This is a genomic window from Shewanella marinintestina (genome assembly GCF_023283845.1).
Classification (GTDB): Bacteria; Pseudomonadota; Gammaproteobacteria; order Enterobacterales; family Shewanellaceae; genus Shewanella; species Shewanella marinintestina.
In genome coordinates, this window is record NZ_JAKILC010000007.1 from 177,934 (window position 1) to 198,804 (window position 20,871).

18 protein-coding genes are annotated in these 20,871 nt (G+C 43.4%); 14 read left to right on the top strand and 4 right to left on the bottom strand.

Translation table 11 applies throughout. The features are described from left to right. Positions 1–34: 34 nt before the first annotated feature. The 8 genes from cobT to L2747_RS10080 all read left to right on the top strand — a co-directional run bounded on the left by cobT (position 35) and on the right by L2747_RS10080 (position 7,373). Positions 35–1,063, top strand: coding sequence for a nicotinate-nucleotide--dimethylbenzimidazole phosphoribosyltransferase (gene cobT / locus L2747_RS10045; RefSeq protein ID WP_248998898.1), 1,029 nt, complete (start codon positions 35–37; stop codon positions 1,061–1,063). Between the two features lie 11 nt (positions 1,064–1,074). Next, positions 1,075–1,854, top strand: a complete 780-nt coding sequence (locus tag L2747_RS10050) for an adenosylcobinamide-GDP ribazoletransferase (RefSeq protein WP_248998899.1) — start codon at positions 1,075–1,077, stop codon at positions 1,852–1,854. Then, positions 1,851–2,393: a bifunctional adenosylcobinamide kinase/adenosylcobinamide-phosphate guanylyltransferase gene (gene cobU, locus L2747_RS10055; RefSeq protein WP_248998900.1), complete on the top strand. Its 543-nt coding sequence runs from the start codon at positions 1,851–1,853 to the stop codon at positions 2,391–2,393. The genes L2747_RS10050 and cobU overlap by 4 nt, the downstream gene beginning before the upstream one ends. A 60-nt stretch (positions 2,394–2,453) precedes the next feature. Then, positions 2,454–4,013 (top strand): cobyric acid synthase, encoded by a 1,560-nt coding sequence (locus tag L2747_RS10060; protein ID WP_248998984.1) that lies wholly within the window; start codon positions 2,454–2,456, stop codon positions 4,011–4,013. Between the two features lie 329 nt (positions 4,014–4,342). Next, entirely contained in the window at positions 4,343–4,960 is a 618-nt protein-coding gene (cobO, locus tag L2747_RS10065; RefSeq protein WP_248998901.1) for a cob(I)yrinic acid a,c-diamide adenosyltransferase, read from the top strand. A 303-nt stretch (positions 4,961–5,263) separates the two neighbouring features. Continuing rightward, complete coding sequence (locus L2747_RS10070; protein ID WP_248998902.1) at positions 5,264–6,091, top strand: cobalamin-binding protein; 828 nt, start codon at positions 5,264–5,266, stop codon at positions 6,089–6,091. A gap of 185 nt (positions 6,092–6,276) precedes the next feature. Next, the gene (locus L2747_RS10075; RefSeq protein ID WP_248998903.1) at positions 6,277–6,834 is read left to right on the top strand and encodes an HdeD family acid-resistance protein; all 558 of its coding nucleotides are present in this window, start codon (positions 6,277–6,279) and stop codon (positions 6,832–6,834) included. A gap of 155 nt (positions 6,835–6,989) precedes the next feature. Then, the gene (locus L2747_RS10080) at positions 6,990–7,373 is read left to right on the top strand and encodes an MAPEG family protein (RefSeq protein ID WP_248998904.1); all 384 of its coding nucleotides are present in this window, start codon (positions 6,990–6,992) and stop codon (positions 7,371–7,373) included. Between the two features lie 234 nt (positions 7,374–7,607). Here the strand turns inward: L2747_RS10080 and L2747_RS10085 are convergent, their stop codons facing one another. From L2747_RS10085 to L2747_RS10095, 3 genes are all read right to left on the bottom strand, one after another. Further along, positions 7,608–7,988: a cytochrome c3 family protein gene (locus L2747_RS10085; RefSeq protein WP_248998905.1), complete on the bottom strand. Its 381-nt coding sequence runs from the start codon at positions 7,986–7,988 to the stop codon at positions 7,608–7,610. Between the two features lie 167 nt (positions 7,989–8,155). After that, positions 8,156–9,805: an HAL/PAL/TAL family ammonia-lyase gene (locus tag L2747_RS10090; RefSeq protein ID WP_248998985.1), complete on the bottom strand. Its 1,650-nt coding sequence runs from the start codon at positions 9,803–9,805 to the stop codon at positions 8,156–8,158. 35 nt (positions 9,806–9,840) lie between these two features. After that, a complete protein-coding gene (locus L2747_RS10095; protein WP_248998906.1) occupies positions 9,841–11,400 on the bottom strand; it encodes a flavocytochrome c in 1,560 nt (519 codons plus the stop codon). Between the two features lie 1,076 nt (positions 11,401–12,476). On the opposite strand from L2747_RS10095, the gene L2747_RS10100 reads away from it, so the two are divergent. Then, the gene (locus tag L2747_RS10100) at positions 12,477–14,003 is read left to right on the top strand and encodes a sigma-54-dependent Fis family transcriptional regulator (RefSeq protein WP_248998907.1); all 1,527 of its coding nucleotides are present in this window, start codon (positions 12,477–12,479) and stop codon (positions 14,001–14,003) included. Between the two features lie 191 nt (positions 14,004–14,194). Here the strand turns inward: L2747_RS10100 and L2747_RS10105 are convergent, their stop codons facing one another. Beyond that, complete coding sequence (locus tag L2747_RS10105) at positions 14,195–15,352, bottom strand: porin (RefSeq protein WP_248998908.1); 1,158 nt, start codon at positions 15,350–15,352, stop codon at positions 14,195–14,197. A gap of 442 nt (positions 15,353–15,794) precedes the next feature. Here L2747_RS10105 and L2747_RS10110 point away from each other — a divergent pair, with 442 nt between their 5' ends. The 5 genes from L2747_RS10110 (at position 15,795) to L2747_RS10130 (ending at position 20,697) form a co-directional block, all read left to right on the top strand. Further along, the gene (locus tag L2747_RS10110; RefSeq protein WP_248998909.1) at positions 15,795–17,057 is read left to right on the top strand and encodes an efflux RND transporter periplasmic adaptor subunit; all 1,263 of its coding nucleotides are present in this window, start codon (positions 15,795–15,797) and stop codon (positions 17,055–17,057) included. Between the two features lie 19 nt (positions 17,058–17,076). Further along, a complete protein-coding gene (locus L2747_RS10115; RefSeq protein WP_248998910.1) occupies positions 17,077–17,319 on the top strand; it encodes a hypothetical protein in 243 nt (80 codons plus the stop codon). A gap of 85 nt (positions 17,320–17,404) precedes the next feature. After that, positions 17,405–18,136, top strand: a complete 732-nt coding sequence (locus L2747_RS10120) for an ABC transporter ATP-binding protein (RefSeq protein WP_248998911.1) — start codon at positions 17,405–17,407, stop codon at positions 18,134–18,136. 21 nt (positions 18,137–18,157) lie between these two features. Beyond that, complete coding sequence (locus L2747_RS10125) at positions 18,158–19,459, top strand: ABC transporter permease (RefSeq protein WP_248998912.1); 1,302 nt, start codon at positions 18,158–18,160, stop codon at positions 19,457–19,459. A 26-nt stretch (positions 19,460–19,485) separates the two neighbouring features. Then, positions 19,486–20,697, top strand: coding sequence for an ABC transporter permease (locus L2747_RS10130; RefSeq protein WP_248998913.1), 1,212 nt, complete (start codon positions 19,486–19,488; stop codon positions 20,695–20,697). The last annotated feature ends 174 nt before the right edge of the window (positions 20,698–20,871 follow it).

Here is a 20,871-nt window from a genome sequence, read left to right on the forward strand (position 1 = left end):
TGAATACCCCAGTTGAGTGCTCAAGGGATTAAAAATGTTTGATATTAAACCGGTTAATACTGAATTTGATAGCGCAATTTTGCACAAGATAGATACCAAAACTAAGCCGTTAGGCGCACTAGGCGATTTAGAAACGCTAGCGCTGCAAATTGCCCGAGTGTTGGGTAAAGATAAGCCGAAAATCATTAATCCTAAAATGATGGTGTTTGCTGCTGACCACGGTATTGCCGATTCAGGCGTATCGATTGCACCAAGTGAAGTAACCACTCAGATGGTGGTTAACTTTATGCAGGGCGGTGCTGCGATCAATGTGTTTACTCGCCAAGTTGGCTTTGATCTAGAAGTCATTGATTGCGGTATTTTAAAGCCAATTGAAAATGTTGAAGGTGTGATAAACCAACGTTTAGGTTCTGGCACTGGGCCAATTCATAAGCGCGCTGCTATGACGCTAGGCGCAGTCAAGCAAGGTTTTGAAATGGCGACCGCTAGAGTTGAGTTGCATCACCAAAATGGTTGTAACTTGATAGCATTAGGCGAGATGGGTATCGGTAATACTTCATCTGCAGCTGTGATGATGTCAGCGTTAACCGGCATAAAGGCAGAAGACTGCGTTGGCCGCGGTACGGGGATTGATGCCACAACCTTTAAGCGCAAATTAATGCTAGTGGAGCAAGCGCTATTACTACACCACTGCGAGCTAGACGACCCTATGCAGGTACTTGCTTGTGTGGGAGGATTTGAAATCGTGCAGATGACGGGCGCTATGTTGGCTGCGGCCGAGCGCAATATGTTAATTGTGGTAGATGGATTCATTGCTTCAGCAGCGGCGTTGGCAGCAGTTAAGATTAACTCGAATGTGCGTGATTATATGATTTTTGCTCACCAATCAGGTGAGAAAGGTCATTTTCTGATGTTGGAATATTTGCAAGCCAACCCTTTGTTAAAACTTGGCATGAAGCTAGGTGAGGGCACTGGGGCTGCATTGGCCTTGCCACTTATTCAGGCTGCCGTAAATTTCTATAATGAAATGGCAAGCTTTGAAGATGCTGGCATAGAAATCTAAGGGCGCTACACATGAGTCAGTGGCAAAAACAGTTCAACCTATTTTTTATTGCGATGGGATTTTTTACCCGTATACCTATGCCTAAATGGATAGAGGTTGATGCTGATAAGCTCAATAAGGCCAGTCGTTATTTTGGCTTAGTAGGCTTGCTAGTGGGCAGCATAAGTGCGCTGGTATATAGCTTAATGCTGTATTGGGTGTCGCCGTCCATAGCGATTGTATTTGCCATGATCACCAGCGTATTAGTTACTGGTGGCTTTCATGAAGATGGTCTTGCCGATACGGCTGATGGACTCGGTGGTGGCTGGACGGTCGAAGCCAAGCTAAGCATTATGAAAGACTCTCGCCTTGGCAGTTATGGCGCACTGGCACTGGTGCTAGCCTTATTTTTAAAATGGCAGTTACTGACCGAGATATCGCTGTTTAACCCCAATAATGTCAGCCTCGCATTAATCGTTGGTCACTGTTTAAGCCGAGTTTTAGCGGCCAGTTTTATATTTTCAGAGCAATATGTCAGCGATACCGATACCAGTAAAAGTAAGCCGTTAGCCCAGCACCAAGGGATTAATGAACTATCGATTTTATTAGCTTCAGGCGTATTAGTGTTGCTCATAGTGGGCGCGATACCAGCACTTATGTTAGTGCTAGGGCTTTGTATGGTGCGCTTTTGTTTAGTAAAGCTGTTTAGAAAGCAGCTTGGCGGTTATACCGGTGACACCCTAGGGGCTGCACAGCAAGTGGCTGAGTTAGCTTGTTATCTGTTATTGCTTATTTTAGGAGTTAGTTGGTGATCCACTTAGTCTTAGGTGGTGCTCGCAGCGGCAAAAGCCGTTTTGCAGAGTCACAAGTGTTGCAATGCGTTAATGGTGCAGAAGCCGATTTGGCTAAAAACTGTTTTTATTTTGCTACCGCTCAGGCATTAGATGCAGAGATGCATGAGCGTATTCAACATCATCAGTCCCAACGAGAAATAGATGGTATTGCTTGGCAAACCATAGAGTGCCCTCTGGAATTAACTAAGGCATTAGAGACTTATTCTACAACTAACAGCGTGATTTTAGTGGACTGCTTAACGCTTTGGTTGACCAACCATCTAATGCAATCCATGGATGATTGGGAGCAGGTTAAAACTCGTCTTTTAAAGACGTTAAGCTGTTTGCCAGGTGAGGTTATATTAGTTAGTAATGAGGTCGGTTGTGGCATTGTACCCATGGGGGAACTAAGCCGTCGATTTGTGGATGAAGCGGGGTGGTTGCATCAAGATATTGCAGCTATTGCAGACAAAGTCACCTTAGTTACCGCAGGGTTACCGCTGGATCTAAAAGGTTAAGAGAGGCTTAGAGTGACAGTAATCGACAACAATAAAGGCCAAGTAAAATGCAAAGTGTTAATGGTACAAGGTACGACTTCCGATGCAGGTAAAAGCACCTTAGTAGCAGGTCTATGCCGCCTGTTTGTTAGGCAAGGCGTTAACGTTGCACCGTTTAAGCCACAAAATATGGCGCTCAATAGCGCGGTAACAATAGATGGTGGCGAGATTGGGCGTGCACAGGCTTTGCAAGCCGTTGCTTGTAAGCTAGAACCACAAATCGACTTTAATCCAATTCTATTAAAACCTAGCTCAGACACTGGCTCGCAAGTCATCGTGCACGGCAAAGCTTTGATGAAGATGGAAGCGGAAGATTACTTTGGTAAAAACGCCAATGGTTATCGGGTTAAAGCTATGGCGGCAGTAAAACAGTCGTATAACCGATTGGTTACTGATTACGACATGCTAATGGTTGAAGGTGCTGGTAGCCCTGCTGAAATTAATCTGCGTGAAGGCGATATTGCCAATATGGGCTTTGCCGAAGAAGTTGATTGCCCAGTTATCATCATTGCTGATATCGACAAAGGTGGCGTGTTTGCCCATTTGGTGGGAACGCTTGCACTGCTAAGCGAGTCTGAACAAGCGCGAGTTAAAGGTTTTGTGATTAATCGTTTTCGCGGCGATATTAGCTTATTACAAGGCGGATTAGATTGGTTAGAACACTACACTCAAAAGCCAGTATTAGGCGTGTTACCTTATTTGCACGACCTGCACCTAGATGCCGAAGACGCGTTAATCGCTGCGCCTGATAAATCCTCAGATACTAAACTTAAAGTCTTAGTATTAGTGCTGCCACGTATTAGTAATCATACCGACTTTGATCCACTAAGATTACACCCACAAATCGATTTCAATTATGTGTCATTGCAAACGCAAGCACAGAACTCAAATAGAGGCGCTAACACGCTTCCACAAGCGGATTTAATCATTATTCCGGGCAGTAAAAATGTACGCGCCGATCTCGATTTTATTCGTCAGCAAGGCTGGGATAGTGCAATTGAAAAGCACCTGCGTTATGGCGGTAAAGTGTTGGGGATCTGTGGCGGTTACCAGATGCTGGGGATTATTATTGATGATCCTCAAGGCGTTGAAGATACACCTGGCAATAGTGAAGGTTTAGGTCTGCTACCCCTAGCGACTGAGCTGACGCATCATAAAATTTTGCAGCAAGTTGAGGGGAGTTTACATCTTATTGATGAAAATGCAGCCGTGGCGGGTTATGAGATCCACTGCGGACGTTCTCGCTCGTTAATGCCATTGACTCAGCCTTTGCTGTTACGGGCTAAAAACGATTCAGAACAAGAGGCTGGCTCAACAATAGAACCAAGTGCAGATAATCAACAAGCGTCGACCGCGCCTGAGGGGATGCTATCTAGCGATGGTCAAATATTGGGTACCTATGTGCACGGCTTATTTGACTCGCCTGCGGCATGCCAGTTGATCTTGAAGTGGGCGGGAATGCAAAACGCGGAAGTTGTCGATGTAAACCAAGTGCGCGAGCAACAGTTAAATAGGTTAGCAGATGTATTAGAACAGCATTTAGATCTTGATCGACTCGATCAGATCTGGGATCCACATTAACCTAGCAATGTTTAATCGTGCCTAAACGAAAAATGTATTTATAGGGCTTAAAGAAGATAAAGGTGCTAAATGGTGTAAAAGCCATCTTTTTGCTTGAAAGTTAAACGTTGGTTGTGTGCTAACTGAACGATTGAAATATGGTGTGCGGACATCATAATTAGACTTGGTTAAACCCTCACCAGCTCTGAGTTTGTTCTATATTTTTAACAGTAAAAATTAAAGGCGTTTTAGTTGCAGCTAAGTATTGCTTTAGACGGTTGAATGTTGAGCATTTAGAAATGATTTTGAAAAGTAGAATTGGTGTTTAAGGGATAAAATAGGAATGGAATATGGCAGATAATAAGTCGGCAGAAGCAGCCAAAGCAGAGCGCCATAAAGCGCGTCAGCAGCGGATCAAAGAGGGCGTAGATGCCAAGATCGCCCGTGCTCAAGAAGAAAAGGGGATTTTGCTGGTATTAACCGGTAACGGTAAAGGTAAATCTACCTCTGGATTTGGCACGGTAGCCCGTGCAGTGGGCCATGGTAAAAAGGCGGCTGTGGTACAGTTTATTAAAGGTAACTGGGACTGTGGTGAGCGCACGTTGCTTGAAGGTGCCGGCGTTGAGTTCCATGTCATGGGTACCGGCTTTACCTGGGAAACCCAAGACCGCGAAAAAGATACTGCTGCCGCAGTAAAAGCTTGGGAAGCGACTGAGAAACTGCTACAAGATGAAACTATTGATTTAGTTATGCTAGATGAGCTCACCTATATGGTCAGCTACCACTATCTAGAAGTAGAGCGAGTGATTGAAGCGTTAAAGAAGCGCCCACCAATGCAGCATGTGATAGTAACGGGAAGAGCTTGCCATAGGGCTATCGTGGAGCTTGCGGATACGGTTAGCGAGGTGCAGCCAATCAAACATGCGTTTGAGGCAGGCATCAAAGCTCAACCCGGCTTCGATTACTAAATTTCTTCCTGCTAGCTTCTGTAGCGTTATTGTCTGCGCTTTCTCACCCAATCACATACTACTCGTATGCTCATGGGCTGAGAAAGCTTGACGGCTTAGCTACAAAAGCGATCAGTTTGAAATTGCTTTCTTCGCCTTGTTTGTTGTGGGGTTATTGTCTGCATTTCCTCATCGAGCCAACCGGGTTTTAGAAAGAGACGTATGCTTGTGGGCTAGCCATTTTAGATAAATTTGACGGCTTTGCCATAAGCTCGAGTGCTACGAAGTATCGCTGCTAATTGCAGCTCATCTAAAAAGGATTTTATGAACATCTTGTGTAAGTTACTACTGGCGTTGAGCCTGTTTATCTCTGTATCTGCCTCTGCTGTTGAAGCGCCTGCTAAGCGGATCGTTGCGCTTTCGCCACACTCGGTTGAGATGCTTTATGCCATTGGTGCGGGTGACTCAATTGTGGCGACGACTGAATATGCAGACTTTCCTGAAGCAGCGCTTGATATTCCGCGTATTGGTGGTTATCACGGGGTGCAGATTGAGCGTATTTTAGAGTTAAACCCTGATCTTGTGGTTGTGTGGGCGAGTGGCAATAAGGCTGAAGATATTACGCGAATAAAAGAACTTGGCTTTAAAGTGTTTGATAGTAATCCTGATACTCTTGAGGCGGTTGCTGATGAGTTAGAGTCACTTGGTGAGCTTACAGGACATCAAGCTCAAGCAAAGCAAGTTGCTGATGATTACCGTGTTAAGTTAGCTAAGCTACGCAGTGATAATTTTGCGAAAGCAGAAGTAAAAGTCTTTTATCAGCTGTGGTCTACGCCATTAATGACAGTAGCGAAAAACAGCTGGATCCAACAGATTATTAGTGTTTGCCATGGTGACAATGTGTTTGTTGATTCTGCCAGTGATTACCCACATGTCAGTTTAGAAACCATATTGTTAAAGCTACCAGAGGTGATATTGCAGAGCCAAGATGAAGGTAATATTATCGGCGTGGATTGGAGCCAATGGGCAGAGATCCCAGCGGTTAAAAATCAGCATATTTATCAGCTAAATGCTGATTTATTACATCGTGCTGCACCAAGAGCCTTGCTAGGTGTCGAAGCATTGTGTGACGCCTTAGATAAAGCGCGATAACACTTTTATCTAGACGCAAAGCCTGTTGATTGCAGGCTTTTTGCGTCATGAATCTTTTCAATAAACTTCATAATTGCCAAAAATAACTGTGGAACTCACTTCAAAATAATCTGCTCTACCTAGTTATATATCTAATGTTGACCAATACTTAGAGCTGTAATAGGCAAACAACGGGCTGAAGGCGAATGGATAATCCTGTAAATACGATGCTGAGTAAAGGTTGGAAGTGGTTTGTGATGGTTGGAGCTGTAGTGGCGCTTGGTGGCATTTTTGCTATTAGCTTACCTGTGGCTGTAGGCGTTACTATTACCGCGATAATCGGCGCTATCTTTCTGGTGTTGGGGGTAGTTCAGTTGTATCACATCTTTAGCATTCCAAAGTGGAAATCCAGCTTTTGGTATGTCATCAGCGCACTGTTTTACCTGATTGGCGGCATCATGATTATCGCTGAGCCTTATGTCGGCTTGTTTACCATTACGGTAATGATGATAACTATTATGTTGTTTAATGGCGTGACACGAATGTTCTTTGGTTTTAATAGCCGTAATAACTTAGCGGGATGGCGCTGGATTGTGGTTAGTGGTTTAGTTTCGACTGCGATTGCGGTTTACTTCTTTTCTTTAATGGGCAATCCCGAGTTTTCATTATCTATTTTGGGTGTGTTTATTGGTGTCTCATTTCTATTTGAGGGGATTAGCTTTATTTTTATCGGTATGCAGATGAAGAAGGCTATCGTTAAATAATCGAGATAATTTAACCGTAGTTATACTTACTTGGCGTAACAGATACTTTACCTGTTGCGCCTTTTCATGTTTAAGTGAAGACTTAAATAGCTTTGTTGGCGCAAGGTTTTCAACTTACTCATTCCAAATAATATCAATAATAAAAGGACTTGATCATGACTACGCTACTCATCTGCTTGTTTATCGCTATGTTGTTACCTTATGCCGCAAAGGGCCCCGTTGCTGTGGCGATGGCCAAACTTGGCGGATACGACAATAATCACCCTCGAGATCAGCAAGCAAAGCTGACTGGCTTCGGTGCTCGCGCGGTAGCAGGTCACCAAAACTCTTTTGAGTCGTTGCTTATTTTTGGTTTGTCTGTGGTGGTGGTTATTGCGGCTGGGAAAGTAAATGCCTTGGCTGAAACCGCGGCAATTGTACATGTGGTAGCACGCATTGCTTATCAACTTTTATATTTGATGGATAAAGGTACACTGCGTTCTCTATCTTGGTTTGTGGCTATTTTTGCTTCATTCACGGTATTTTTTCAGGCGGTTTAAAAGAAGATTCTAGTTTTAAAAGAAGAACCTAGGAAAAACCGGTTCTAGGAAGAGCTAAGACGATAGAAGCAAAGATGGTACAAGCTGAGGCAAAAGAGTTGGAAAAGACGGAAAAGAGTGGAAGGTTATAGCTTTTGTGTCAGGTCGTAGACCGTTCGTCTTTGCTTTAATCCGTTCTTATCCGTCTTTGTTTATTCGACTCTCAACCGTCTCAGCTTTATTTGGCGCTAGAACTTATCGCTTCATATTTGGGTATTCAAACTCATGGCATTGGTTACAGTAAACTTTGCTTTCCTTATGCTCAACATGACAATAAGTACAAGGTAAGTCGGTACCGTAATGTAGGCTATCATGTGGATTAGGCTCTACGTCATGACCTGCATCTGCAGGGCGCTTGGTTAGCTCTGCTATATCTTCAGGCGTCCCATGACAGCTTTCACAAGCGCTAGCGTCTGGTATGGTTTTACGCTTTGCATCGCCGTGACACGCGCTACATTCTATCTTGCCGTTATCACCTGTCATGATTTCTTGGTGATAGTCTTTAATTTTCATGGCTTTAGCATTCGGGATGGCCATCAACATTAGCATGCAAATAGTCGAAAATACTTTTAACATCTTTTTTCCTTTCCGGGCGGTTGCCCAATTACTTTTATAACATCAATGCGTCATTCGCTTGCGAGCTAATATTGGCTCATTGTGCGTTGCTGGGCGTTATCAAAGGGAGCGGTATTGATAACGCCAAGCAAGTGCAAATAGGTAACTCGCTTTAAGATTAAAAGGTCTTAGTACTGTGCGATAAATGCTTTTGATGCCTCAATATCAGGGGTGAACGGACGGTCTACCGATACAAATGGCACTTGCTTACGGAATGCTTCATACATGGCTTTTGTTGTTTCACCTTGTTTCAAGTCTTTGTCTGCAAGTTTGCGCAAATCGATTGCTTGAGTAGAGTGCATAAGTTCAAGACCGTACATAACGTTTGTGTTATCAACGATCTGAATTAGTCTGTCTGAAGCAAGCTTTAGATTAGTGAAGGTATCTTCAATGTTACCTGCAATCGCAATACCGTCGAACGAGACTGGGTTCGCTAGTGCTTTGTTACGTACTTGCATATCAACAAATGTTTTTTGAATCGCACCAAATGCGTGGCCATTGTTACCCGGTGCGCTTAAGAAGCGTGGTAGACGCGTAAAGTGGTCATCAGACAAGTGGATAGTACGCATAGCACTGTTGTGTGATACGTGAGTTAGCGCAATGGCTAACTGCTGTACTGCAAGTGCAACAGGTAGTGGTTCAAAGTTAGTTGTTGGGAATACACCGCCTTTACCTTCAACTAAGTACTTAGATACTTGAGAGTTATTACCGTAATCAACCCCTGCACCTACGATAACGCCAGGGTTGTCGTCTGAGTGATTAATTTGAATATCAATCACTTGGTCAAGATCGGCTAGTGCCTTGTAAGCGCTAGCAAAAGTGTAGGCTGTGGTACGGTAGCTTAGCGGATCTTGTAGTGGACGCTCAGGGTTTGCATCCCATAAATAGCTGCCCATTAAGTCGTTACGGATCTCACTAGTCGCTTGTTTTAGGAATGGGAAAGGACGAATATCATTAGTCTGTGGTAAAAATGGCGAAACATTACCGTTTAAGCCTTCAAGGCTTAGGCTAAATACCGCTGGAGACACTGCTAAAAGATGTTTAGCATCGCGGTAGCCTTGCATCGCATACGCTACGCCTACTGAGTTATTTGATAAAATAGACAGGGCATCTTTACCCACTGGGTCTAGGGCTTTAATACCAGCTTTTTTCATCGCGACGGCGCTGCTCATGCGTTCGCCTTTGTAGATCACATCCCATTCACCGATCATTGCCAGACCCACATGAGATGAAAGCAAAATATCAGCTTCGCCCACAGTACCTTTAGATGGAATAATTGGCGTAATATCGTTATTCAAATAAGCTTGGTAAAGCTCGGCTACATAAGGTTGAACACCCGTGTGGCCAGATAAAATGGTGTTTAAACGTACCGCTAAGGCTACGCGAGTTAAGCTAACAGGCATAGCTTCGCCAACACCCGCGCTGTGAGCGCGTAATGTGCTGTAGTTGAAAGACTTTGACGCCTTCATTACTTCAGGGCTTAGCTCGCCGTTGGCATCGAATAGTTTGTGGTCTTTGTTTAAACCCACACCTACCGTTAGACCGTATACTGGTTTGCCTAAACGGGCAGCTTCCATCAGTAGTTCGTGAGACTTTACCAGTGCAGTTGCTGACTGAGCCGCGATTTTAACTTCAGCGCCATCAGCGATTTCCCAAGCTTGATCTTGAGTTAAGTTTTTACCGTCTAGTACAACTGTGTCGGCTGCCATTGCTTGGCCGGCAGTCAGTGCTAATGCGAGTGTCGTTAAAGCAACATTTTTAGTCGTTTTCATATTCATCATTCCTATAATTTTTAAAATTTAGTAGCGACTTACTAAGCAAGTTTTAGAGTTACGCTCTGGTTTTCTGCGCAGTGACGACCAGCATTTCGACCGGTTACAACCCCTTCTGCCACAGCACATGCGCCTAAGCGGCTTGCACCGTGAATACCGCCAGTGGCTTCACCGGCTGCGTATAGTCCTAGGATTGGTTTGTTGGTCACAAGGTGAAGTACTTCTGATGCAGTGTTGACCTTTACGCCGCCCATGCAGTAGTGGACTTTTGGCCACATACGCACGCCATACCAAGGGCCTTTATCAAGTAACATGGCCTTTTGCATTGGACGACCAAATTCAGAGTCGTTGCCGTTAGTGACAGATTCATTCCAGCGAGCAACCTGATCTTTAAGTGCTTTTGCTGGCATGTTGTAGATTTTTGCGAGTTCTTCTAGGGTGTCAGCTTTCTTAATGACGTTGTATTTCAAACCCCAATCTAGAGTTTGTGCATCTTTTGCACCCTCAGCATTAGTAAAGCCGATTGGGTAAACAGGGTTACCTTCTGTATCGCGGCGAGTCATGATGGCATCGGCGCGGGCCTTACGATCAGCAAGTTCGTTAAAGAAACGCTCACCGGTGCGCACGTCAACTACGATGCCGCTTGGGTAGGTCGCAATAGTGTTGAACTGAGATGCAGTACCAAAGCCTTTTTCATCAGGTGATGCCCAAGGGCCTAATTGGATTTGATCTAAGTGAATTGGGTTAGCACCGAGTAACATCATTTGCTTTAGGGCTTCAGACGTTGCACCCGCGTGGTTAGTTGAATCTAATTGGTTGGTGTATTCAGGTTGCTGCATTTGACGATATTCAATATCGTTGCCAAAGCCACCCGTTGCCATAATTACGCCTTTGCGGGCGCCAATCTTAACCATCTTGCCTGTGCGTTCTTTCGGGAAGTAATAGCCTTGACGTACATCGACGCCAATTACGCGGCCGTTTTCGTCTTTAATAAAGCCTTCAAGCTTGGCTTGGTTGCGCATATCGATGTTGTTCTTTTTGGCAACTTTAATGAGCGGGCGAATGATACCGGCGCCAGAGCTTTGTACGGTTTGCAGTACGCGAGGAATAGAGTGACCACCAAAGTGCTGTACAAAAGGTTTCCATTGAACACCGTGATCAATCAGCCATTCACAAGATTCTGCTGTGCCATTGCATACTAGCTTAAGCATTTCTATATCGTTCATGCCACGGCCAGATTCCAGCATATCGGCAACCATTACATCAACAGAGTCTTCGATACCTTCTTGTTTTTGCAGGGGAGAGCCAGCAACAGCCATTGCGCCGCCATTAATGGTTGAGTTACCGCCAAATACAGGCATCTTATCGATAACCATAACGCTTGAGCCATTTTCTCTAGCTTGTAGTGCCGCCGACATACCCGCAAAGCCACTACCAACAACAATAACATCAACAACTTCATCAAACTTGGCATCAGCTTGTGGTACACAAGCGGCATTTGCTGATAAGGCGACAGTGCTACCTAAGCCTGCAACCGCCATAGCTGCACCACCTTTAAGTAGTTGGCGTCTGCCAAGACTTACCAATTCTTTCTCGTTCATCTCTCTCTTCCCTATCTGTATTTTAATTGTCTATCAGAGCTATTAGTGCTCGATGTAATACAGTTAAAGTTGCAGCGACTATGCCAACTCGTGAATTAATACTTTATTGCTAGGGATTTATGAACCGAATCATCAAACCACGAAATATCATGGTGTGAGACCTTGATATTTCGTGGTCACCCCGAGATATCACCGATATGTCAAATTTAAATCGAATGCCGATAATAGATATTTAACGATAATCAATAATAAGTTGATTAGTAGTTTTTATTTTAATAATCATTATTGCTAATGTTAGTTGTTAGCTTCTTGCCATATCTTTAAAGCTTGTTTATATATTTTTATGGTTTTTCAATTGTGATAAACAACTATTAGATAAATATTCCCATAATTAGTCATACCCAAACAGGAAGCCTTGCTCAAATATTAGCGGGTTTGTTTGTCGTGAGTGGCTTCTATAACGGTTAATCATCAGTGAAACCTCAATATACTGCTCCGGATTATATTCTATATATTTATTGGTTTTATAACGCTAAGTTAGCTTGTTTATTGACGTTTGTTATCATTTTTGGCTTAGCTCTGCTCGCTTTAAAAGTATATATCGATCTAATTTTATCGATTACAGCTACTAACTCGTCGACAATACAGCACTGTGCCTAATTATTAAGCATAAGCAATATTGAGCTTCGCTTAAGTTATATTAAGGCGGAATAGACTTTTTTATTATGCTGTAAATAGTGTTTTGTGAGCTTTGGTATATATTTTATAAAGTCTATGTAATAACGGGTTAGGTTTGTCGTTTTTTTATCTTTGGTTTTTATGTGTGCAGGTCACAATTATTGGATTATTTATAAATGATTCACATGTTTAAATTAATCACTGCATGCTTCACATATTTAATGCTCTTTTGATGTTACAAGTGAGGGGCAAATTAATAAAAGCTTGGTGAACATCAAATAATAATAATTTGTAGGGGGAAAGTAGGCGTTGTTTACAATGTTTTATGAACAGGGACACAGACTCACTAAATACAATGCACTACCATCACGAAACTTCGTGGTTAACTCGAGACTCAAATGAAAGAGCAATTTTATTATCAGGCGACGCATTGTTTATGTAGTAGCTTGTCACTCGAGGTGGCGTTAGAAAGTTACTATGATTTCGTTAAGCAACATTTACCGATCGATGGCATTTTTCTTAATATTTATCGTCCTGAGCATGGTGATATTCAATTTTTGGCTCATGTAAATCAACATCAGGTTGTAGCGCTTGATAAGCAAGTCAAAATCTCTCCAGAAATGGAGGCGGTATTGCAGGAAAATGATCGACCTGTTATGCGAATTATCAACGACATTCATCTTGATAAAGTCACCAGCTTTGTTGCTCCACAGGTGATCCCTGAAATCGCATCGGTGATTTTACTGCGTATGGTTAGTGATAATACTCATCTAGGAGTTGTTGGTTTCTATGCTAAAAAACCGGGACAGTTTAAGCCGCGACATGCCGATTTGATTGAGCCCCATAAAGATACCTTTTCATTGATCACCGCCTTTAATTTGCGTGGACGAAACTTGCTCAGAGCTAACCAAGTATTAAGCCAAGAAAATGATAACCTCAAGCGAGGTATGTTTGCGCCGGATGGTGTTGTTGGCGCCGAAGGTGGCTTGAAAAAAGTGATGGTACAAGTTGATGCCATTGCAGCATTAAATACCAGTGTATTAATGCAAGGTGAGACGGGGTGCGGTAAAGAAGTTATAGCCAATGCGATTCATGCGAAATCTAATCGTGCAGGCAAACCATTTATTAAGGTTAATTGTGGGGCTATCCCCGACACTTTGATTGACTCTGAGCTTTTTGGTTATGAAAAAGGCGCTTTTACAGGGGCTGAAACCCGTAAAGCAGGTTACTTTGAGCAAGCCAATGGCGGTACTATTTTTTTAGATGAAATAGGAGAACTGCCTTTATCTGCACAGGTACGGTTATTGCGAGTGTTGCAAAATAGCTCTATCACACGTGTTGGTGGCTTTGAAAATGTTGATCTAGATATTCGTGTGATTGCTGCAACTCATAGAAACTTGCAGGCTATGGTGCATGAAAAAACCTTTCGTGAAGACCTTTGGTATCGTTTAGCGGTATTTCCTATTGATATTCCATCGTTACGTCAGCGAAGAAGTGATATTCCACTTTTAGTTCAGCATTTTATCGAAATGCTAGCTGCCAAGTTTAACTTAGATGCATTGCCGAGAATAATGCCTGAGCAGCTAAGTATTTTAAATAATTATGGTTGGCCAGGTAATGTGCGTGAGTTAATTAATGTACTTGAACGGGCAATTATTCAGAACCCTAGAGGCCCGCTTAGCTTTGATCTGTTGAGCGCAGCGGTTAAAGAGGAAGTCCCGACGCAAAGTGGCCAAACAATTATTGTCGATCCGAGTCATGCTAGCGATAAACTGGTGCCACTAGAAACCATGATTAGTAAGTATATTAATCATGCTTTACGGATCACTGGCGGTAAACTTTATGGCCCAGGCGGTGCCGCAGAGTTATTGGATATCAATCCCAATACATTAAAGAGTAAAATGAAAAAACTCGGTTTATGTTAGTTGCCACTGTCTTTGAGCAATTGATAGTGCAATAAAAAAACACTTCCAAGGAAGTGTTTTTTTATTGCAGGGAACTTTTGATCCCGGGGCATTGAGAATGATGAGGACTCAATGGCTTTTGGATCATGACTCAAACGTTTATGACTCAGAACGCGCAATAAAGGGGGAGCGCGTTTGAGTCATTGTGCTAATTAGAAGAAGTAACGAATACCAACAGAGTAGCTGTTGTCTTGTAGGTCTTCGTAGCTCTTATCATCCATCTCACTGAAGTCTATTTTCGCTTCTGCAAACATGATGGTGTCATTGCTGTAACGATAGTGAAGGCCGACAACAGCAAACTGGCGTGTCCAATCACCTTGGATTTCAGTCGATGCATCAGTGTCTAGATCTTGGTAAGAAAGCAAGAAGCTGGGTACAAAACCATTTTCATATTGATAAGCAATTAAGAATTCGCCGCCAGTTGAGTCATATAACTCTCCACCAACTAGCTCATTTTGTTTACTCTTATGGGCGTTAAAACCAACATAGAAGCCATCTGCATCGCGATTAGGGGCATATTGGTAGAATGAGCCATATTGTGCACCGATGCCGATGATTTCGTTAGTATCGTCAACCTTCTCACCTGCTAGTTCACCTTTAAAGTCACCACGGTTGATCCCCGCTAGTACTTTAAATTTATCGGTAATCTGATAAGTCATGCTCGCACCATAGCTGGTGTCAAAATCAATATGTGAGCCGTCGTTTATAGCCATACCGTCTTTATCAAACAGTGCTACGTCGCCATTTTGTTTTGCTGCATATTGCACTGCAAAGCTCAAATCACCAAATGAGTTACGGTAAATGAAGGCTGAATCTGCACGGCCTGCACCGGTTAGTCCGCCGTCACCGAAGGTATAAGCACCAACAGAATAACCTGTGTAAACGTTGAGTACGTCGGTGGTATAGGCTACGTCGTAATAGGCTCCCCATTGCTTACCAAACGTTAAGCTACCCCATTTGTCATTCGCTAACCCGACATAGCCTAAACGGTTGAATAGAAAGTCAGAGTTTTTCTCTGCACCCAGCTGGCCGCCGGTATAGTTTAGTGAGTCGTCACTGGTGACCATGTTTATGCCCCACTCTGTATGAGCGAAACTGCGCCAGCCGTTTTTCTCTTGGCGGTCAAAGCGAAAACCAACGCGTGAGAAATTATCAACAACTGCGGTGTCGTGAGTGTCGTTGATAGCAGCAAAGCCCAGCCACCCCATCATATTAATGCTGTTAGTTTGGTCGTTATAAATCTCAGCAGCTTGTGCCGAACTCGCCATCAGGATGGATGGAATTAGCAGTGCTAACAGTTTCTTGTTCATATCATTTTCCCTATATTTTTATTTTGCTAAAGCAAATTAGCTTCTAGATTTTTTTAATTTCCTATAGAAGAGCAGCTAGCGTGCCAAGCTGGTAAACAGGGGATTTGAAAGGGATAAATTGGAGCAAGATCGACGAACCACGAAATATCGTCAAAGTGGATCGTTAAATATCGTGTTGCGGGTGAAATATCGTTGTAACTCAGAGCGGGAAGCCAAAAGCAGGCTGTACGGCTTAGGTGGACACTTTTTTTAACTGCGGACATCTAAGCGCTAAAGCGGACACATTTAATGAGTGTCCGCGGACACTTTTTAGTGGATTAGTCTTTACATCTTTTAATTAAGCTTATGTTTATTAGCTATTTATTGTTTTTGGCACAGGGATTGTATTAATAGACCTATCGAAAGCGATGAATGCTTAGAACGGACACTTTAGGGAAAGAAGATGATTCAGGATACCAGCGGACAAGACACCATCAAGCAACAAAGTAAGGCGAGCAAGTTTAAGCGCCCAGCAATATTTGGTATTGCAGCATTGCTTGTTTCTGGTCTGGTTTGGTCAAGCATGGATAGCGATTCAGTCGCCACTTCAATCAAACGTTCTGAGCTGAGGTTTGCCACTCTAGAGCGAGGCACTTTAGTTCGCGATATTCCCACTACTGGCAAGATTGTTGCTGCCAATGCACCAGTCCTGTATAGCCCTGAGCAAGGCTCTGTGACCTTAATCGCTAACCCCGGCGACACTGTACAGCAAGGTGATGTGGTTGCCAGCATTGAAAGTCATAAGCTCACTAACAGTCTTAAGCAGCAACAAGCCCTACTCGAGGGAATGAAAAGCTCATTAGAACGTGCTCGCTTAGAAGCGCGTCGCCAGCAACTTAAAGCGCAGCAAACTCTAGATATGGCTAAAGTCGATTTAGAGGCCGCTGATCGTGAAAGCCGTCGTGGTGATCAACTGATTGAGTCAAAGCTGATTAGTAAAATTGATTTTGAAAAGAGTAAGGATGATTTACATAAAGCCAAATTGCTATTTGCTCATGCAGGCCAAGAAGCGCAGCTGATGAAAGACACCTTAACCTTCGAGCTTAAAAATACTGCTCTAGAAGTCGATCGTCAGGCATTAGTGGTTAAAGAGTTAGAACGTCAAGTGGCGGCACTGAATATCAAAGCCCCTGTCGGAGGCATTATCGGTAATTGGTTAACTGAGCAAAAGGCGCGAATTGGTCAAAGTCAGCCGATTCTCACCGTTGTTGATTTAAGTGCTTTTGAAGCTGAGTTAGCTGTACCAGAGTCTTACGCCGATGAATTAGGCATAGGCATGGCTGTAGAGCTGAGCTTTGGCTCTATGACGGTAATGGGGGAGTTATCGTCTATTTCTCCTGAGGTGCGTAATCGCGAAGTCACCGCAAGAGTGCGTTTTGAACAAAACGACACACTGCAACTACGTCAGAATCAGCGTTTGTCAGCAAGAGTATTACTCGAACACCGCCCTAACGTGTTGATGGTAAAACGCGGCGCGTTTGTCACCAGTGGCGGTGGTCAGCAAGTGTATGTGATGCATGATGATATTGCCGAGCAAACCACAATTCAGCTAGGTGCACGCAGTATGAGTCACATTGAAGTTATTCAAGGCGGGCAGGTTGGTGATGTTTGGGTGACCTCAAGCATTGAGCCTTTTAAAAAAGCCGAACAAGTATTAGTTCGTTAGTCAGATAAGGGATTAGACGATGATTAGGAACAGACTCAACAAACAGCAACTTATTACTGCAGCAGTACTTATGCTGCTGGTAGTCGCGGTACAGGTTTCCACCGATAGAGCCGGAGATTGGATGTTTATCGGTTTGAATTTGATTGAGATTGGCAGCGAGGTGCCCGTGATCTCAGGCAAGGTATCAGATGTATCGAACTTTGATGTTCAGCAGTTAATTATTAAAGCCGTCGAATGCTTATTAGCAGCTATTAATCAGTAATGCTTCGGCGTTAAAAGATACAACTCACACAAGCATTAGCCATTTTATACCAGATTGGATAGACAGAATTAAGGGAATATTAACCATGTTATCAATGAAAAATATCAGCAAAGTATTTAAAACAGATTTAGTAGAAACTCATGCATTGCGGGATTTCAATTTAGAGGTAAATGAAGGTGAATTTGTTGCCGTAACTGGGCCATCTGGTTCAGGTAAAACAACCTTTTTGAACATTGCGGGCTTGCTTGAGGGTTTTACTCATGGCGATTATTTTCTTGATGGCGTCAATATCTCCAACTTGAGTGATAACAAGAGTGCTGCGATTAGAAATGAGAAGATAGGCTTTATCTTTCAGGGCTTTAACCTTATATCAGATCTTAATTTAGCTGAAAACGTTGAAGTACCATTGCGTTACCGTGGCTTTAGTGCAAAAGAGCGAAAGGTACGTGTGGAGCGCGCACTTGAGCAGGTAGGGTTAGCGGCGAGGATGAAGCATTTACCCACTCAATTGTCGGGTGGTCAGCAGCAGCGAGTGGCAATTGCTAGGGCACTGGCAGGTGAACCACGTTTCTTATTAGCCGATGAGCCAACAGGTAATCTAGACAGCTTAATGGCGCGCCAGGTGATGGAGTTGTTGGAAGATATTAATAAAGCGGGTACGACGATTATCATGGTTACTCATGATGCAGATCTTGCTCGCCGAGCCCAACGCAATATCCAGATTGTCGATGGTCAGGTATGTGATTTCACTATGTATCAATCAGGTCAGACAGATCAAAAGGCCCAATCTATTGCCGATGCTGCGTCAGTGGCTTAATGGTTTGCTAAGGAGAGCATAATGTTTTTTTACTATTTAGATCTCGCTTGGCGCAGCATTAAAAAAACGCCGTTTTTATCGCTACTTATGGTGCTAGCAATTTCGATTGGCATAGGTATAACCATTACGACATTGAACGTTTATAAAATGGCGTCAATTAATCCTGCTGGTGAGCGTTCGTCGCAGTTATTTGCGGTGCGGTTATTGAGTCAAGACAACGATACTTGGGATGAAATCACCCCACAAATCACTTACCAAGATGCTTTTAACTTAAGAAAGTCAGCGGTTCCTGTCAGGCAAACTGCCATGTTTAGAACGGGCCTTGCAGTACAAACTGAGGATATCAATTTTGCGCCAATTCTTGAAAGCGTACGAGTGATTGATAGTGACTTTTTTGGCTTATTCGATGTGCCATTTATCTATGGTAGCCCTTGGGAAAAACAAGTCGATGATGAAGGTGGCTATAAGGTTGTTATTAGTGAGGACATTAACCAAAAAGCGTTTGGCGGTGGCGATAGCGTAGGTAAAACCTTATTGCTTAATCGTAAACCTTATCAAGTGGTTGGTGTGACTGCTCAGTGGAATCCGAGTCCGAAGTATTATGATGTTAATAACGGTGCATTTAATAACTCAGAACAGATTTTTGTGCCTTTCTCATTAGCGCCTATTGAGGAGTTTGAAAGTTGGGGTAATAACAATAGCTGGCGCCACGAAGATATTCGAACTTATAGCGACAAGCTCGCCTCTGAAATGCATTGGAATCAATATTGGGTTGAGTTGGATACACCGGCTAAACAGCAAGAGTATCTACAATGGCTAACAGCTTATGTAGAGCAGCAACAACTCATTGGACGCTTTAAACGCCCTGATGCACATGGTGAGATAAGCGATGTTTCTCAGTGGCTTAGCGAAAATAACGTGGTACCTGAAGATAATAAGGTGTTGGTTGGCTTAAGTGTGCTGTTCTTGGTGGTTTGTCTAGTGAATATGCTTGGATTGTTACTCGCAAAATTTTTAAAGCGAGCACCAGAGGTGGGCGTAAGACGAGCGATTGGTGCCAGTCGACTGCAAATCTTCTCACAGCATATTGTTGAAGTAGGCTTAATTGGTCTTTGTGGCGGGGCACTTGGACTGCTTTGGGCTTGGGCTGCGCTGTACTTCTTATCGTCTAAGTTTGAACTTGAAAAATCCTTAGCACAACTTGACCAAAGCATGTGGGTTATCGCACCTGTGATTGCCGTTTCTGCAGCCATTATTGCCGGTATTTATCCTGCTTGGCGCATCTGCAGTACTAACCCTAGTGTTTACCTCAAGAGTCAATAAGGTACAAAGTGAGAAAGGAGCTTACTATGTTGCAAATTAAACCCATTATGAGCATGTTGATGCGCAATAAAAGTGGACCTCTGCTGCTATTGGTGCAGATTATTTTGTCTGTTGCGATTGTTGCCAATGCGAGTTTCATTATAACTGAACGTGTAGGGCTGATGAGCCGTGATTCAGGTATTACTGAGTCAGAAGTGTTTGACCTTGATATCTACAACTTTGACGATGGGATGGAACCTATCAGTCAAACCAAACGCGATATCGAGATCATTCGTAATCTTGATGGCGTTAAAGCGGCCACTCTTAGTAGCATGACGCCTCTGAGTGGCGGCGGTTGGTCATCAAACTTCTCTTATGGCACTAGTAAGGAAGATCGTGTCGATGCGACTAATGCACCGCTTTATTACGGCGATGAGCAGATGATCTCAACGCTTGACTTAAAGCTGATTGAAGGACGTAACTTTTACCCTGATGAAGTGGCAACTGGCGGCCCTGAATTGGCTAGCTTACTGATAGTATCGCAGGCCTATGCTACAGAGACATTTGGTGATGAATCTGCTGTTGGCAAAGTCATGTATCGCGGTGAAATTGGAAATCAGCCGATGAAAATTGTCGGTGTGGTTGAGCGCTTGCAAGGCGCTTGGGTTGATAACAATAATCTTGAGCGCGGCATCATTATTAATGTTGAACTTGCAGCTGCATTTAATCGGGTATTAGTTCGTGCTGATGAAGATGCTATTGCAGGATTAAAAGAGGCGATCCCTGCTGCACTGCATAGAGAGAACCCTAACCGAGTGGTGCGAGGGTTTAAAACGATAAGTGAACACCGAACAGGTATTTATCGTAACCATGAGTTGATGGCAACTGTACTTTCAATGATGGTGGTTTTGCTGCTACTGATCACCTCGTTAGGCTTGGCAGGCATGGTGATGTTTAATATCGAGCGCCGTACCAAGCAAATTGGTACTCGGCGCGCATTAGGGGCTAAGAAGCGCGATATTGTGAGTTTCTTTTTAGTTGAAAACTACCTGATATGTCTAACTGGCGGGGTACTCGGGGCATTAATCGCAGTGCAACTTGGTCAGCAATTAATGACACTTTATAGCTTACCTAAGCTGGAACTTATTTACCCGATAGTCACAGTGGTAGGTTTATTAGTTTTGACCACTATCGCGGTAATTTTTCCGGCACAGAAAGCGGCAAAAATTTCACCCGCAACCGCCACTCGCAGTGTATAAATAGCAAGATAAACGTAAACTTAATTGCCGTTAAATATGAGTCAAGCAGGGGAGAGGCTTTAACTCTGTTTGGCTTTCAGTTAGTTTTATAGCTGTTAATTCACCCTAACTAATTAACAGCTGCTAATTGAAAGCTGTTTACGGACAGCTCTTAACAAAGAGCTGTCAACTCAA